This window comes from Microbispora catharanthi (assembly GCF_006334915.2).
Lineage (GTDB): Bacteria > Actinomycetota > Actinomycetes > Streptosporangiales > Streptosporangiaceae > Microbispora > Microbispora catharanthi.
In genome coordinates this window covers 463,265-478,554 of record NZ_VDMA02000003.1, presented here as the reverse complement: position 1 = coordinate 478,554, position 15,290 = coordinate 463,265, and the positions used below count along the sequence as shown (strand labels likewise).

10 protein-coding genes are annotated in these 15,290 nt (G+C 71.7%); 5 read left to right on the top strand and 5 right to left on the bottom strand.

The genetic code is table 11. The annotated features are described in order from the left end of the window. Positions 1–143: 143 nt before the first annotated feature. Together FH610_RS07855 and FH610_RS07850 are read left to right on the top strand one after the other, a co-directional pair. The gene (locus tag FH610_RS07855) at positions 144–1,016 is read left to right on the top strand and encodes an ABC transporter ATP-binding protein (protein ID WP_205825616.1); all 873 of its coding nucleotides are present in this window, start codon (positions 144–146) and stop codon (positions 1,014–1,016) included. Continuing rightward, positions 1,013–1,753: an ABC transporter permease gene (locus tag FH610_RS07850; RefSeq protein ID WP_139573603.1), complete on the top strand. Its 741-nt coding sequence runs from the start codon at positions 1,013–1,015 to the stop codon at positions 1,751–1,753. The genes FH610_RS07855 and FH610_RS07850 overlap by 4 nt, the downstream gene beginning before the upstream one ends. Position 1,754: 1 nt before the next feature. On the opposite strand, the gene FH610_RS07845 is transcribed toward FH610_RS07850, so the two are convergent. Continuing rightward, complete coding sequence (locus FH610_RS07845) at positions 1,755–2,399, bottom strand: response regulator transcription factor (protein ID WP_139573602.1); 645 nt, start codon at positions 2,397–2,399, stop codon at positions 1,755–1,757. Further along, on the bottom strand, positions 2,392–3,552 hold the full coding sequence (locus FH610_RS07840) for a sensor histidine kinase (protein WP_139573601.1): 1,161 nt from the start codon (positions 3,550–3,552) through the stop codon (positions 2,392–2,394). The genes FH610_RS07845 and FH610_RS07840 overlap by 8 nt, the downstream gene beginning before the upstream one ends. Before the next feature lie 436 nt (positions 3,553–3,988). Between FH610_RS07840 and FH610_RS07835 the strand changes: the two genes are divergently transcribed. Further along, positions 3,989–5,749: a glycerol-3-phosphate dehydrogenase/oxidase gene (locus FH610_RS07835; RefSeq protein WP_139573600.1), complete on the top strand. Its 1,761-nt coding sequence runs from the start codon at positions 3,989–3,991 to the stop codon at positions 5,747–5,749. Here FH610_RS07835 and FH610_RS07830 read toward each other — a convergent pair. After that, positions 5,742–7,715 (bottom strand): beta-propeller domain-containing protein, encoded by a 1,974-nt coding sequence (locus FH610_RS07830; protein WP_139573599.1) that lies wholly within the window; start codon positions 7,713–7,715, stop codon positions 5,742–5,744. The two genes, FH610_RS07835 and FH610_RS07830, sit on opposite strands and share 8 nt — an antisense overlap. 45 nt (positions 7,716–7,760) lie before the next feature. After that, the gene (locus FH610_RS07825) at positions 7,761–9,896 is read right to left on the bottom strand and encodes a serine/threonine protein kinase (protein ID WP_139573598.1); all 2,136 of its coding nucleotides are present in this window, start codon (positions 9,894–9,896) and stop codon (positions 7,761–7,763) included. A 120-nt stretch (positions 9,897–10,016) separates the two neighbouring features. On the opposite strand from FH610_RS07825, the gene FH610_RS07820 reads away from it, so the two are divergent. After that, positions 10,017–11,573, top strand: a complete 1,557-nt coding sequence (locus tag FH610_RS07820) for a succinic semialdehyde dehydrogenase (RefSeq protein WP_139573597.1) — start codon at positions 10,017–10,019, stop codon at positions 11,571–11,573. Between the two features lie 13 nt (positions 11,574–11,586). Continuing rightward, a complete protein-coding gene (locus FH610_RS07815) occupies positions 11,587–13,314 on the top strand; it encodes a GMC oxidoreductase (protein ID WP_139573596.1) in 1,728 nt (575 codons plus the stop codon). Here FH610_RS07815 and FH610_RS07810 read toward each other — a convergent pair. Continuing rightward, entirely contained in the window at positions 13,250–15,271 is a 2,022-nt protein-coding gene (locus FH610_RS07810) for a HelD family protein (protein ID WP_139573595.1), read from the bottom strand. The two genes, FH610_RS07815 and FH610_RS07810, sit on opposite strands and share 65 nt — an antisense overlap. Between the last annotated feature and the right edge of the window lie 19 nt (positions 15,272–15,290).

Genomic DNA, 15,290 nt, shown 5'->3' with positions numbered 1-15,290 from the left:
ACCAGAAAACGGTGCGGAAAAGGTTCTCCCGGAATACACGCCGGCGTCGTAGCGTGCGTCAGTGGACTTCGCCCCGACGAACCCGTTTTCGGGAGGCCGCGACAGCGATGACGCCTGAAACCCGGCACGTGAGCATCAGGGACGTGACCTTCAGCTACGGAGCGGTGCGGGCGCTGGCCGGCGTGACCCTGGGGATATCCGCCGGAGAGGTCGTCGCGCTGCTGGGACCGAACGGCGCGGGCAAGAGCACGCTCACCCACGTCATGCTGGGGCTGCTGACCCCGGGGATCGGCCGGGCCGACCTGTTCGGCATGCGCCCGCAGGACGCCGTCGCGCGCGGACTGGTGGGGGCGATGCTGCAGGACACCGGGTTGATGCGCCATGTGACCGTCCGCGAGGTCGTCGGCCTCGTCGCGGCGCAGTACGGCAGGGCCGCTCTGACCGGGGGGATCCTGCGCGAGGCCGGGCTGGCGGACCTGGGGGCGCGCCGGGTGAGCAGGCTCTCGGGCGGTCAGCGTCAGCGGGTCAAGTTCGCCCTGGCCATCGCCGGAGACCCGCGGCTGCTCTTCCTCGACGAGCCCACCGCCGCGCTCGACGTCGCGGCCCGCCACGCGTTCTGGGAGGACATCCTGGAACGGGCCGGGCGCGGCCGGACGATCGTCTTCGCCACGCACTACATGGAGGAGGCGGAGGCGTACGCGAACCGGATCGTCGTGCTGCAGGGCGGGCAGATCGTGGCCGACGGCCCGGCCAGGCAGATCATGTCCAGGGTGAGCGACGTCACCCTGCGGTTCACCGACCCGGAGGCGCGGGAGGAGGAGCTCGCCCGGCTGCCGGGGGTGCTGCGGGTGAAGGGCGACCCGGGGGACCGCTGGGAGCTGGTCACCTCCGACCAGGACGCCACACTCGACGCCCTGTACGGCGCCTCACGGCGAGGGGTGCGGGATCTGGAGATCATCCGGGGCTCCCTCGAGGACGTCCTCATGGCCCTGGCGAAGGAGACGGGACTGCCATGACCCACTACATCAGGCTCGACGTGGTCAGCATGGTCCGCAGCGGCTACTTCCTGGTCTTCTCCGTGCTGTTCTCGGCCGGCTTCTACGTCATGTTCACGAAGCTCTTCACCGTGTCGGGCTGGACCTCCGCACCGGGGTTCGCGGCGACCTACATGATCGCCCTGGCGGTCTCCGGCGCGTTCTACGCCGCGCTGACCGGCGGCGGAATCCGGCTGGGCGAGGAGCGCGGCAGCGGGTGGGCCCGTCAGCTCACGCTCACCCCGCTGTCCCCCCGGCGGTACGTGCTGGGCAAGCTCGTGGGCGCCTGGCTGCTCGTGCTTCCCGCCCTCGCGGCGATCTTCATCCTGGGCGCCCTGCTCAACCAGGTGCGGATGCCGCCGGACCGCTGGGCGCTGGTGCTCGCCGCCTCCTGGGGCGGCAGCGTCTGCTTCGCGGTGTTCGGGGTGGCGATCGGGCTGCTGGTCGCCGGAGAGGCGACCCAGTTCGCCTGCCTCGGCGTCTTCTTCCCGATGGCGATCCTGGGCGGGCTGTGGTTCCCCACGTCGGCGTTCCCGCAGACGGTCAGGCAGGTCAGCGACTACCTGCCCACCAGTGCGCTCTACCACCTGGCGATCACCGCGGAGCGGGGATCCGGAGAGGTCGCCACGCCGCTGCTGGTGCTGGCCTGCTGGACCGCGCTGGCGCTCGTGGTGGCCCTGGCCCGGCTGCGCCCCGAGGCCCTCAGCCCCGCCGGCTGACTCAGAGCCAGTCGTTGGCGGCGGCGATGCGTACGGCCTCGTGGCGGTTGCGCGCGCCGGTCTTGTGGATGGCCCGGGTGATGTAGTTCCGCACGGTGCCGGTGCTGAGGCGCATGGCCCTCGCGATGTCGGCGACCGTGAGGACGTCCTGGGCGTGGCGGAGCACCGCGACCTCCTGCGGAGTGAGCGGGCACGGTTTGGCCAGGGCGATGCGGGCGGCGAGGCGGTCGTCGATGACGAGCTCGCCGACCGCCACCCGCCTGATCGCGGCGACCAGCCGGGCGGTGGAGGTGTCCTTGACGAGGTAGCCGCAGGCGCCCGCGGCGAGCGCGGCGCGCAGGGCGCCCGGCTCGCGGAACGCCGAGAGGATCAGGCATCTGGTGGCGGGAGAGCGTCTGCGCAGCCCCGCGACCACCTCCACGCCGTTCGGGACGTCCTCCTGGCCGGCCGCGCCGTCCGACGGCAGGTGCAGGTCGACCAGCGCGATGTGCGGGCGCGTCTCGGCGGCCAGCGCCAGCGCCTCCTCGACCCCGCCCGCCGCGCCGACCACCCGCAACCCCGCGTACGCCGAGAGCAGGAGCCCCAGGGCCTCCCTGACGAGGTCCTGGTCCTCGGCGATCAGCACGTCCAGTGGCGGTTCAGTCATGCGGGCGTCCCCCTTCGACGAATCTCGCTGTCACGCGTACGCCGCCCTCCCTGGACCGCGAGACGACCAGTTCCGCACCGGCCTGCTCCAGCCGTTCCCGCAGTCCGGTGAGGCCCGCGCCCGGCACCAGGGGCTCCTTCGGCCGTCCGTCGTCCTCGACCGTCAGCCGGCCGGCGCCGAAGATCACCCGGCAGGTCCGGGCGCCGCTGTGCTTGGCGACGTTGGTGACGGCTTCGCGCAGGAACCAGGCGAACGGCGCCCTCTGGTGCGCCCTCACCGGACGGCCGAAGACGGCGAGGTCGATCCCCGCCCAGCCCAGCAGCTCCCTGGCCTCCTCCAGCTCCGTCACGATGTCCGGGGAGCGCATCTCCTCGACCACCGCCAGAGTGTTGTTCAAAGCGGTGCGCGCCAGCGCCGCGATGCGGCGCAACTCCTCGCCCGTCGAGGTCTCGGGGTCGTGCTGCGCCGCGACCTCGGCCCTCATGATGAGGGCGACCAGGTCGCGGCCGACCAGATCGTGCAGGTCCCGGGACAGCCTGCGGCGCTCGCGCTCGCCGGCCAGCCGCTCGGACGCCTTCTGGGTCTCCCAGCGGGTGATGGCGAACTCGATGACCTGGTGGATGCCGCTCAACGTCACGGCGAAGACCGCGAGCTGGGTCACCAGGATGGCGAGCCGCATCGGGGCGAGCCCCCGCAGGAGCCCGGCGCACACCATGACGAGAACGAAGCCGCCGGCGGACACCAGCCCGAGCCAGGGGCCCTGAGTAATGACGAGGCAGGTGAGGACATAGAACGGCAGATAATAAATCCAGCTCTCCGGCAGAACCGCCAGGAGGGCGAGTCCGCTGACGACCACGCCCAATAGCGCCCAGGGCGTGTGGAGCCGTTCCGAACGCGGTATCGAGCGGCACACCACCCGGGTGTAGGAAGCCATGAAGACGGCGAGCCCGCACCCTGCGACCGCGCACTTCCACGGCCCGGGCCGGTCCCGCAGGAATTCGGGCGGCAACGTGAGCACGAGCAACAGAAATGCGATCGTGAACAGGCGTATGCCCCGGTAGAGGGCGGCCGAGGGCGCGGCGCCGGTTCGGGAGCGCTCCGCCGCCGCACGCCGGTCGCCGTCTCGCTCACGATGCCCGGTGGAGAGAGCCACCGGATTTCCCTGGAATTTCTTCCCGCGTTCACGTGGCTCCGACCTCGACAACACCCGCCACCACCCGTCACGCGTCGCCACTGCTTGGTGAAGGCGATTCGGCACTTCTCGCCGAGCGCTATTACCGCTTTCGCCGCGCGCGCTGACCCGGACCCCGCGACACGAGTTGATTACATGTCGGAAAGCGTGTCAACCGGCCGTTTTCGCGCAATCACCCGCGTGTCGGACCCACCTGCTGTGATCACAGGACGTCCCGGTGCGGGCACGCACCGTGTGGTGGCGCGCCTCGCCGCCGTACGGCGAGGGGGCTGCCCCGAAGTGTTCACCGACTGATTACGGAGATCCTTGGGAAAGGCGACGGAAAAGATGGATTCGCGGGTAGCTACTCACGGGTAGATTTACTCGGAAGAGGCGAAAGCGGTACAGAAGGAGCCATATGACGGCGAGGATGGGGACGGCGAAACTCGGCCCGGCAGAACGTACCGCCGCCCTGGCGCGGATGGAGGCGCAGGAACTCGACGTGGTCGTGATCGGCGGCGGCGTGGTGGGCGCCGGCGTCGCGCTCGACGCCGCGACCCGCGGGCTCTCTGTGGGCCTGGTCGAGGCGCGCGACTTCGCCTCCGGCACGTCGTCCCGGTCGTCCAAGCTGATCCACGGCGGGCTGCGTTATCTGGAGCAGCTCAACTTCGACCTCGTCAGGGAGGCCCTGCGGGAGCGGTCGCTGCTGCTCAAGCGGATCGCGCCGCACCTGGTCAGGCCGGTGCCGTTCCTGTTCCCGCTCACGCACGCCGGCTGGGAGCGGCCGTACATCGGGGCGGGGCTCGCGCTCTACGACACGCTCGGGCTGTCCTTCGGCCTCGCCCGGGGCGTGCCGGGGCATCGTCACCTGACCCGCCGCCAGGCGCTGCGGGTCGCCCCCTCGCTGCGCAGGTCGGCCTTCACCGGCGCCGTGCAGTACTGGGACGCCCAGGTCGACGACGCCCGCTTCGTGATGACCACGCTGCGCACCGCCGCGACGTACGGCGCGCACGTCGCCTCCCGGGTGCAGGCGGTCGGCTTCCTGCGCGAGGGGGAGCGGGTCACCGGGGTGCGCGTGTGCGACCTGGAGACCGGCGCCGAGCTGGACGTGCGGGCCCGCCAGGTCGTCAACGCGACCGGCGTGTGGACCGACGACATCCAGCAGCTCGTCGGCGGCCGGGGGCAGATCCACGTGCGGGCGTCCAAGGGCATCCACCTCGTGGTGCCGCGCGACCGCATCCACTCGCTCAGCGGGCTCATCATGCGCACCGAGAAGTCGGTGCTGTTCGTCATCCCCTGGGGCCGGCACTGGATCATCGGGACCACCGACACCCGCTGGAACCTCGACAAGGCCCACCCCGCGGCCTCGCGGGCGGACATCGACTATCTGCTCGACCGGGTCAACTCGGTGCTCTCGGTGCCGCTGACCAGGGACGACGTCGAGGGCGTGTACGCCGGGCTGCGGCCGCTGCTGGCCGGGGAGTCGGAGGAGACCTCCAAACTCTCGCGCGAGCACGTCGTCACCCACCCCGTGCCGGGGCTGGTCATGGTGGCCGGCGGGAAGTTCACGACGTATCGGGTCATGGCGGCCGACGCCGTGGACGCGGTCGCGCACGGCCTCGACCAGCGCGTGCCGCCGTCCTGCACCGACCAGGTGCCGCTCGCCGGCGCGGAGGGCTACCAGGCCCTGTGGAACTCCCGCCACCGCATGGCGCGCTCCTCCGGGCTGCACGTGGCGAGGATCGAGCACCTGCTGGAGCGGTACGGCTCGCTGATCGACGAGGTGCTGGCGCTCATCGAGAAGGACCCCTCGCTCGGCCGGCCTCTCGACGGCGCGGACGACTACCTGCGCGCGGAGATCGTGTACGCGGCGACGCACGAGGGCGCCGGGCACCTCAACGACACGCTGACGCGGCGCACCCGCATCTCGATCGAGACCTTCCACCGGGGAAGCGCGGTCGCCCAGGAGGCCGCCGAGCTCATGGCCGGCCCGCTCGGCTGGGACGCCGATCAGGTCAAGCGCGAGGTCGAGTACTACACCAAGCGGGTCGAGGCGGAGCGGGCCTCCCAGGAGCAGGACACCGACCAGGAGGCCGACGCCATCCGCCTCGGCGCGCCGGAGATCGTCCCCGTCGCGCCCCCGCGTGACCTCGCGAAGGCGCCGGGGAACATCAGCTGAAAGGGATCCACGCGCGGTCGGCCAGCGTGGCGGCGTCGCTGACCTTGAGGCCGGTGTCGGAGACGGTCCACAGGTCGTCGCCGATGACGAGAGAACGGCGGATGCCCTGGTCGGCGGGGGCGAAGTCGCTCTTCGCCGGCGGTCGCGGGTGGGTCACGACGCCCAGCTTGGTGATCTCGCGGTCGCCGACGCGCAGCGCGAGCGCCGCGCTGCCCGCGATCCCGCCCTCGGCCCAGTTCTGGAGCGGGAGCACGGCCAGCCCGGTGGCGGGCCAGTAGAGGAAGGCGTGCGGGTCCCACTCGGCCTCCGAGCCGGACTCCTTCTGGCGGAACCGCGACAGCACCGCGGGCGCGGCGGGGTCGCCGACGTCGAACAGCGAGATCTGCGTGCCGAGCACGCGGCCCGCCTCGCTCGCCTCCTGGCCGATGCCGATGAGCCGCCCCTCGCCCGCCGGGTGGAGATAGGCGGAGAAACCGGTGATCTTCAGCTCGCCGGTGACCTTCGGCGCGGCCGGATCCCGCAGGTCCAGCGTGTACAGGGGGTCGGTCTGGCGGAACGTCACCACGTAGCCGAGGCCGTCCATGAACCGCACCGAGTAGATCCGCTCGCCCTTGCCGAGGCCCGTGACCGAGCCGGTCTGGGCGAGCGTGCCGGCGTCGAGCACGTAGACGCCGCTCTCGCTCGTGCCCGGGCTCGCGCTCGCGTCGAACACCTCGGCGCCGCTGGTCGTCGCCACCCGCAGGTGACCGTCGTACTCCGACAGGGAGTACTGGTTCAGCAGCCGTCCCGGCACAGAGCCCGACGTGACGTAGCGCGGGGCGCCGGGGGCGGAGACGTCGAAGCGGTGCACCTCCGTGCGCTCGGGCGGCACCGCCGGGGTGGCCGTGGGCGCGGCGGCCGACGAGCCGGGCACCGGCATCACGTCGATCGGACGAGCCGCCCACCAGCGGGGATTGCTGGTGACGTAGAGGCTGCCCGCCGTTCCGTACACGGTGTCGCCGTCGGCCGCGACCGCGATCGGCGTGAGCGGGCCGAACGGCGTGGCGGCGGCCAGGTCGATCGTGTGGATGGTCAGCATCGAGGTGCCGGTGAACTGGTCGGGGTGGCTCACCTGGTCGCAGCCGACCCGCTCGGTGCGGCTCGCGCCGCCGGACTCGACGTCGTACGACGGCAGCCACGCGTCGGCGGGGGCGGACAGCACGGCCTTACGGTTGCCTTCGAGCAGCTCCTTCTCCGATTCGTCCTGCTTCGGCGTCGGGAAGGCAATCTCCGGCTGGGACCGGACGACGAGCCGCACCGTGGAGCCGACCTGCCGGGCGTCGATGTGCTGCCCGTGCACGGTCATCGCGCCGAGGACGCGCGGCTCGCCGGACAGGTCCACGAGCACGTACCTCGGGCCGCTCGGACCCGGCAGGCGCTTGGCCATCGCCCCGAACGGGACGATCCCGCCGCCCTGGAACAGCACGAGCGCGCGGTCGCCGTGGACCAGCAGGTCGGCCTGGGCCCACGACTGGTCCTCGGCGACGAGCCGCAGCGTCCCGGCGACCTTCCGGGTCTTCGCGTCCACGACGCGCAGCACGCCCCTGGTGACCGTGATCACCCGGTCGCCGTCGGTCTTGACCAGGTCGGGCTCGTCCACGCCCGCCTCGTGCGTGTTCGTGGCCGAGTACGACTGCTGCTCGGGCGTCGCGCGCTTGGCGGCGGCGACGTCGGAGCGGGCCGCGTAGAGCATGGCGTCCCCGAAGCCCCAGGGGGTCACGTTCCGCGCGGCCGCCTGCCGCAGCCCCTCCGTCATCTCGTCGCAGCCGGCGTACGCGACGAGCCGCACCCTGCCGGTCAGATCGGTGCCGGTCAGGTTCGTGTGAGGGGGCGGGAAGTCCTGTGTCGTACGGCCACCCGCGCAGCCCGTGGCTCCCGTGGCCAGCAGCGCGGCGAGAATGCCCGCCGTACGAATCGATGTCCTCATGCCCCCAAGACGGACCGCCGCCGGGGGCGGTTCACCGCGTGCGGCTCACGAGGGCCTGAACCTCAGGTTGACAATCAGATCGTCCACCGCCTCGTCACTGGCCTGCATGAGCGCGCGTACTATGCCGCCCGTCATGTCGAGGATCACCATCGCGTTCTTGTCGCCGTCGCCGTTCTCCCAGCAGACGACGTGCCGCTCGTCATACCAGCCCACGAACCGAGAGCATCCGGACGCGATCCGCAGTTTCTCCCGCCCCGTCGCGTGATCCCAGACGCACAGATCCGCGTCGTCCTGCGGGCAGCCGCTGGCGAACGAGGTTCCGGACGGGGAGAACAGGAACTGGGCGATGTCGTTGAACATGGTCGGGCCGGTGATGTCGCGGACCGCCTTCCCACTCAGATCGAAAAAGCGCAGGCCCTTGGTCCGGCCACTGCGGAAGAACGCGACCACTCCCTCTTCGTCCGCGTCCCACCCGAACACCGATTCCTTGATGGCCGGGTCGTCGACCTCCACGATCTTCGCGGTCCGCCGGGCGGCGTCGACCACGATGAAGCCGGTGGTGATCCGGTCCTTGCCGGAAGGCTTCCTGATGCTCAGCAGGACCTTGCCGCCGTCCCGGGACCACTGGAAGAAGTCCGCCACCTTGGGCTGGCGCACTGTCTTCACCTTGTGCATCACTCCGGTTCTCAGCTCGATGAGATCAACGGACGACGTGCCCTTGTAGAAGTAGACGGGTATGCCCAGCCCGTACGTGCCGTCCGGCGAGACGGTGTAGTCGAGATAGCCGTCCTTCTTCTTGAACGGTGCGGACATCGAATCCCTGACGTACGTGTACTCCGCCGCGTCCGTGGTGAAAGACGTGACCGACACCGGGTCGTCGGGATGCTCATAGAGAGTGGCCGCCACGCCGGGCAGTTTCGTCTTGGTCAGGCCTGTCCTGGGGACGGTGACAGGCGGAGTCGAGGCCGCGGCGGGCGTCGAGCCGCCCCCCTGCGGTGTGTGGGCCGCCGGCGGCGGCGTGAGAGAAGTGACCACCCTGGCCGCCTCGGCGCCCGTGCCCTCCCGGTCGCCGGAGCGGAGCAGGAGGCCGGCGGTGATCGCGGCGATCACGGCGACCACCGCGGCGATCTTGATCCGGTGGCGATCCGCTCGGCCGCCCGGCTCGACGGCCGATTCGATCTCCGTCTCCCGGCCTCCGCCGGCCTCGACCGGACGCGCGCCGGTGCGGGCATCGGGCCGCCGGCCCGGAGCGGACCGTGACCACACGGGGGTCTCGGATGGAGGGGGCGGCGGCCCTTCGGCGTCCGGCTCGGCCGCGCCGGTGACGGTCTCCGGCCGCGGGCCCTCGCCATCGGGGACGACGCCATCGGGGGTGTATTGCTCCAACAGGGCCACGATGACCTGCTGGGCGGTCGGCCGCTGTGCCGGGTCTTTCCTCAGGCAGGAGGCGACCAGATCCCGCAACGTGCCGTCGATGCCGCGGATCTCTGGCTCGGCATTGAGGATCCGGTTGATCACGGCGGGCAGGGATGCACTGCCGAACGGGGAGTTTCCGGACGCCGCGAACACGATCGTGCTCGCCCAGGCGAACATGTCCGTGGCAGGGCCGATGTCCTTGTTCAGGAACTGCTCCGGCGCCATGTACGCGGGAGTGCCGATGGGCACCGAGGTCAGCGACGAGGTGGCGTCCAGCGCGCGGGAGATGCCGAAATCGATGACTCGCACCCCGTCGGGTCCCATGAGCACGTTCGGCGGCTTGAGGTCGCGATGCACGATTCCGGCTTTGTGAACGGCCGCCAGGGCGGTGGCGACACCGATGGCGAGACGGTAGAGGGCGTTCCCCCTGACGGGACCTGAGGAGGCGACGCTCTGCTGGAGCGAGGGGCCGTCGATGTATTCGCTGACGATGTACGGCCGGTCGGACTCCATGCCGGTGTCGAGGATCTGTGCCGTGCAGAAGGCCGCCACACGTTTGGCCGCCGCGACCTCCCGCAGGAAGCGCTCGGTGGTGACGGTGTCACCGGTCAGATCGGCACGGATCCATTTGACGGCGACGGGTTCGCCGGTCGGACCGGTGGCGTGGTAGACGATGCCCTGTCCGCCCGTACCGAGACGGCCGGTGAGCATGTACTGGCCGATGCGCTGGGGGTCGCCTGGTCGCAGAGGTGAGATGTCCGGCACGTACTCGATTTTGCTGGAACGATGCGGCGGCGAGGTTGTTTCCGGCCAGGACGCCCTTTGCCCGGCGCCTCCAATTACCTACCGGTAGCCACGAGCGGGGCTCCGGAATATTCTTCCGCCATGGGTGCCATGAATCGGACGCTCGACGCGGCCATGGTCGACCGGATCCTCACGCACGTCTCCTCTGAGGGCAAGACGAGAGAGATCGTCGCGCCGTTCACCGGCGAGGTCCTGGCCGAGGTCCCGATCTCCACCCCCGCGGACGTCCGCGCGGCGTACGCCAGGGCGAGGGCGGCGCAGGAGGCCTGGGCGGCGCTGCCGGTCCGGGAACGGATCACGCCCTTCCTGCGGCTCCACGACGCGATGCTCGACCGCCGCCAGGAGCTGCTCGACATCGTGCAGTGGGAGACCGGCAAGGCGCGGCGCCACGCGTACGAGGAAGTGGCGGACGTGGCGGGCTGCACGCTGTACTACGCGCGGCGGGCGCCCGGGCTGCTGGAGCCGCAGCGCAGGCAGGGCATCTTCCCGATCGCCACCCGTACGGCCGAGCTGCGCCACCCCAAGGGCGTTGTCGCGGTGATCAGCCCGTGGAACTACCCGCTGGCCCTCGGCGTCACCGACGTGGTCCCCGCGCTGATCGCGGGCAACGCGGTCGTGCACAAGCCGGACACCCAGACCCCGCTGTCCACGCTGTGGACGATCGACCTGCTGGCCGAGCTGGGCATGCCGCGCGACGTCTGGCAGGTCGTGCTCGGCGATCCGGAGGACGTCGGCGACCCGCTGATCGACGGCGCCGACTACGTCGCGTTCACCGGCTCGACGCGCGGCGGGCGCAAAATCGCCGAGGAGGCGGCCAAGCGCCTCATCGGCTGCTCCCTCGAGCTCGGCGGCAAGAACCCGATGATCGTGCTCGACGACGCCGATCTCGACGTGGCCGCCCAGGGCGCGATCCGGGCCTGCTTCACCAACGCGGGCCAGCTGTGCATCTCGATCGAGCGCCTCTACGTGCACGAGGCGATCGCCGACGCCTTCCGCGACAAGTTCGTCCGGGCGGTGGAGAACATGAGGATCGGCCCCGGTCTCGACTGGGACGTGCAGATGGGCTCGCTCACGTCGCAGAGGCAGCTCGACGGGGTCTCGGCGCACGTCGAGGACGCCGTCGCCAAGGGCGCCACGGTGCTGACGGGCGGCAGGCCGCGCCCCGACCTCGGCCCGTTCTTCTACGAGCCGACCGTCCTCGACGGCGTCGGCGAGGACATGGCCGTCTGCAGGGACGAGACGTTCGGGCCGGTCGTGTCGCTCTACCGCTTCAGAGACGAGGACGAGGCGGTCCACGCGGCCAACGACACCGCGTACGGGCTGAACGCCTCGATCTGGACCAGGGACGTCGCGCGGGGCCGCCGCCTCGCCGCCCTGATCAAGGCGGGCACCGTCAACATCAACGAGGGGTACGGCTCGGCGTACGCCTCCTATGACGCGCCGATGGGCGGGATGAAGTCGTCCGGGCTCGGCCGCCGCCACGGGACCGAGGGCCTGCTGAAGTACACGGAGGTCCAGACGGTGGCCAGCCAGGCCACGTGGCTGGGCTTCGAGCCGATCCTCGGCATGACCTACGACAAGTACGCCGACACGCTCGCGGGGCTGCTCAAGACGATGAAGCGGCTGCACCTCAAGTAAGAAAGGCGGGACGTTGGACTACGACGTCGCGGTGATCGGGTCGGGGTTCGGCGGGAGCGTGACCGCGCTGCGGCTCACCGAGAAGGGCTATTCGGTCGGCGTCCTGGAGGCCGGCCGGCGGTTCGACGAGAAGACCCTGCCGAAGACCTCCTGGCGGGCCGGGGACTTCCTGTTCGCGCCCGCGCTCGGCCTGAAGGGCATCCAGCGCATCCACGTCCTGCGGGGCGCCAACGGCGTGATGGTGCTGGCCGGCGCGGGGGTGGGCGGCGGCTCGCTCGTCTACGCCAACACCCTCTACGAGCCGCTCGACCCGTTCTTCCGCGATCCCCAGTGGGCGCACATCACCGACTGGAAGGTCGAGCTCGCGCCCTACTACGACCAGGCGAGGCGGATGCTGGGCGTGGTGGACAACCCCACGGTCACCGCCGCCGACGAGGTGATGAAGAAGGTCGCCGAGCGGATGGGCGTCGGCCACACCTTCCATCTCGCCCCTGTCGGGGTGTTCTTCGGCGAGCCCGGCGTCGAGGTGGACGACCCCTACTTCGGCGGCGCGGGGCCGCGCCGCCGCGGCTGCACCGAGTGCGGCGAGTGCATGACCGGCTGCCGCCACGGCGCCAAGAACATGCTGATCAAGAATTACCTCTATCTGGCCGAGAAGGCCGGGGCGAAGGTCCACCCGGAGACCACCGTGACCGGTGTGCGGCCCATCGAGGGCGGCTACGAGATCACGGTGAGGCGAACGGGACCGTTCGGCCCCACGCGCACGCTGACCGCCGGGCAGGTGGTCTTCGCCGCGGGGACGTACGGCACGCAACACCTGCTCCACCGGCTCAGGGCCACCACACTGTCCCGAATCTCGCCCCGGCTCGGCGCGCTGACCAGGACGAACTCCGAGGCGCTGCTCGGCTTCGAACGCCTCACCACGAAGGGCGCCAAGCTCAACCGCGGCGTGGCGATCACGTCCTCGATCCATCCGGACGCCGAGACGCACATCGAGCCGGTCCGGTACGGCGACGGCTCCAACGCCATGGGACTACTGCGCACGCTGCTCGTGGACGGGGGCGGGCGGGCGCCGCGCTGGCTGAAGTTCATCGGCGCGGCCCTGCGGCGGCCCCACCTGCTGCCCCGGCTGTTCAACCACCGCAGGTGGTCGGAGCGCACGGTCATCGCCCTCGTCATGCAGGCCAAGGACAACTCGATCACGCTCTCGCTGAAGGGCGGGAAGCTGCGGGCGGGCCCGGGCCACGGCGAGCCGAACCCCACCTGGATCCCCGCCGGGCACGAGGCCGTCCGCCTGGCGGCCGAGGAGATCGGCGGCCTTCCCGGCGGCTCCTGGCTCGATCTGTTCGACATCCCGGCGACGGCGCACTTCCTCGGCGGCTGCGCGATCGGCGACTCTCCCGAGACCGGTGTGATCGACCCCTACCACCGGGTCTACGGCTACGAGGGCCTGCACATCGTGGACGGCTCGGCCGTGTCGGCCAACCTCGGCGTGAACCCCTCGCTCACGATCACGGCCCAGGCCGAGCGCGCGATGGCGCTGTGGCCGAACAAGGGCGAGGCGGACCCGCGCCCCGCCCTCGGCTCCGCGTACGTGCGGCTCGGGCCGGTCGCGCCCGTGCGGCCGGTGGTCCCCGCGTCGGCGCCGGGCGCGCTGCGCCTGCCGATCGTGGGCATCACGTCAGGGCGGACGGCAGCGGACGGCGGTGCACCACGTCGAGACGGGACACCGCGCGGGTGAGCGCCACGTAGAGCCTGCCCAGCCCGCGCTCCTCGGCCGCGACGATCTCGGCGGGCTCGGCCAGCACGACGTGGTCGTACTCCAGGCCCTTGCACAGGGTGGCGGGCACCACGGAGATCCGTACGGACGGGTCGGGCGTGGGGCCGTCGGCGACGGCCAGACCGGCGTCCGTGAGCGCGGCGCGCAGGCGGCCGGCCGACGCGTCGGCGGCGATGACGCCGATCGAGCCCTCGTGGCCGAGCGCCTCGACCACCGCCGTCACGACCGCCGGGTCGTCCCCGCGCAGCACCCGCAACCGGCCGTCGCGCCGGAAGGACCGGGAAGGCGGCACGTCCACCGCGAGCTCGGCCAGCAGGCGGTTGGCGAGCTCGACGACGGCGGCGGGCGTGCGGAAACCGGTGGTGAGCGCCATGACCGCGGCCTCCGGCTTGCCCAGGTGCGCCATCTGCTCGCCCCAGCCGCGGGCGGCCCACGGGGTCGTGCCCTGCGCCAGGTCGCCGAGCACGGTGAGCGAGCCGTGCTCGCTGCGCCGGGCGACGGCCCTGCACTGCATCGGCGACAGGTCCTGCGCCTCGTCGACGATCACGTGGCCGTATCCCCGCGGGCGCTCGACAAGGCCGGCGAGCTCGTCGAGCAGGATCAGGTCGGCCGTCGTCCAGGAGGCGCTCCGGTAGGTGCGCGGCGGTCTCGCCCAGGTGATCGCCGCCCGCTCGGCCGTCGTGAGCACGCCCTCGGCGGCCTCCGAGCAATCACTGAGCACCTCGAACAGCACCTCCTCGGGGCGTACGGCCGGCCAGAAGGCGTCCACGGCGGCGGTGACGGCCCGGGTGGTCCGGCGCGTCCACGCCGTGTCGATCGTCCGGCCGCGGGCCTCCGCCCGGCTCCGCGCGAGTGACGCCACGCGGGCGATGACGCGCTCGCGGCCCACGCCGTACGGCATCGCCTCGCACCGGGTCTCCTCGACCACGTGGCGCAGTTCGTCCTGCGAGACCCGCCAGCGGGAGGAGCCGTCGGCCACGGCGAGGGGCTCCGCAGGCTCGCGGACGCGCCGGTGGAGCGCCCTGCGCAGCACCTCGGCCATGCGCACGTCGTGCTTGACCACCGCGGCGTCCGTGCCGTCGATCCCCTTGACCGGGACCCGGGCGAGGAGCGCGTCCAGCGTGGTCTGTTCGACGTCGACCTCGCCCAGGGCCGGCAGCACGGCGGAGATGTAGCCGAGGAAGGCCCGGTTCGGGCCGAGCACGAGCACACCGCCGCGCGACAGCCTCTTGCGGTGGGCGTAGAGCAGGTAGGCGGCGCGGTGCAGGCCGACGGCGGTCTTGCCGGTGCCCGGCCCGCCCTGGACGCACAGCGACTCCTCCAGGTCGGCGCGGACCAGGTCGTCCTGCTCCGGCTGGATGGTGGCGACGATGTCGCGCATCGGTCCGACCCGGGGGCGTTCGATCTCGGCCGTCAGGATGCGGCCCGCGCCGCCGCGGCCCACTCCGGGGTCCACTCCGCGGTCCACCCGGCGATCCAGCCCGCGATCGAGGTGTTCGTCCTCGAAACCGGTCAGCTCGCCGCCGGCCCAGCCGAAGCGCCGCCGCACGGTCACGCCCCGGGGATCCCGGGCCGACGCCTGGTAGAACGTCCGCGAGACCGGCGCCCTCCAGTCGATCACCAGAGGCCGGCCGCCGCTGCCGGCGGAGACGTGGCGGCGGCCGATGTGGTAGCGCTGCCCGGCGTGCTCGCTCACGTCCGGGCCGAAGTCGAGGCGCCCGAAGAACGGCGGCCCTCCGTCGTCCTCCCCGAGCTCCTTCGCCAGGCTCTTCAAGTGGCGGCCCAGCCGCTCGGCGCTGTAGCGGTCGCCCGCCACGGTCTCCCCGATGACGACGTTGTGCCGGGCGCCGTCCAGCATCCGGCGCAGGCCCTCCCTGCAGCGTTCGACGTACGCCTGCTCCTCCTCCAGCGGGGTCATCCGCCGTCTCCTTCCCCCG